Annotated in this window: 1 protein-coding gene; it reads right to left on the bottom strand. The window is 68.3% G+C overall.

Annotated elements, in window-relative coordinates; all coding sequences use genetic code 11:
* Positions 1-19: 19 nt before the first annotated feature.
* Positions 20-963, bottom strand: a protein-coding gene (locus tag AB0H81_RS45000; protein ID WP_358388808.1) for an IS5 family transposase whose coding sequence is annotated in 2 segments (ribosomal slippage) — positions 20-631 and positions 634-963 — 942 coding nt in all. Because the reading frame shifts where the segments join, the coding sequence is not laid out codon by codon here.
* Positions 964-1,021: the final 58 nt, after the last annotated feature.

The following is a 1,021-nucleotide window of genomic DNA, read 5'->3' on the forward strand; positions in this document are numbered from 1 at the left end:
CTAGGAGCTGTTTCCTGGATCAGGTCCGGAGCCAGATAGCCAAGGCGGCGACGGTGACGGTTCCCAGGAAGATGTAGGCGCGCTTGTCGTAGCGGGTGGCCACCGCGCGGAAGTTTTTGAGCCGGTTGATCGCCCGCTCGACGACGTTGCGTTGCTTGTAGCGACCGGGGTCGAAGCCGGTCGGCCGTCCTCCCCTCGAGCCGCGCCTGCGACGGTTGGCCTGTTGGTCACGAGGTTCAGGGATGGTGTGGCGGATCTTGCGTCTGCGCAGGTAGCTTCGGTTGGCGCGAGAGGAGTAGGCCTTGTCGCCCGAGACGCTGTCGGGCCGTGTGCGGGGGCGTCCCGGCCCGATCCGCGGGATGCGTATCCGCTCCAGGACCGCTCGCATCTGCGGGCTGTCGCCGTGGTGGCCGGGCGTCAGCACGAGCGACAGCGGACGACATCGTCCCTCGGCCGACAGGTGGATCTTCGTGGTGAACCCGCCGCGTGAGCGTCCTAAGCACTCCCCAGCCGGACCACCTCCGCCAGCCGGGCCGCCAGAGCCGCCAGCACCGGATCGCCCGGGTTTGTCCCCGCCGGGTCCCCTTTTTGGCGGCCTGGCGACGGCGGGGGTGGTGGGGTTGCGTGGAGCGCGCCGGCCGCGTGCTGGTGCGCTCGCACGGTGGTCGAATCCACCGACACGTCCCAGTCCACTCGTCCCTGCTCGTCTTGGGCCGCCTGAACCGCCGTCAGCAGCCGCTGCCACGTTCCGTCGGCTGACCAGCGGCGGTGCCGTTTGTAGACGGTCACCCACGACCCGAAACGCTCCGGCAGATCACGCCACGGCAACCCGGTCCGCGCCCGGTACAGCACCCCGTTGATCACCATCCGGTGATCGTTCCACCGACCGCCACGCAGGCCACCGACTGGCAGTAACGGCACCAGCCGCTCCCACTCGGCATTCGTCAGATCACCACGACCCATACGCCAAGAGTGGCAAGCCAGACAGAGGCCGTCAGCAGATCTAAGAAACAGCTCCTAG

It is taken from the genome of Nonomuraea sp. NPDC050691 (assembly GCF_040654455.1).
In the GTDB taxonomy this organism is placed as follows: Bacteria; Actinomycetota; Actinomycetes; order Streptosporangiales; family Streptosporangiaceae; genus Nonomuraea.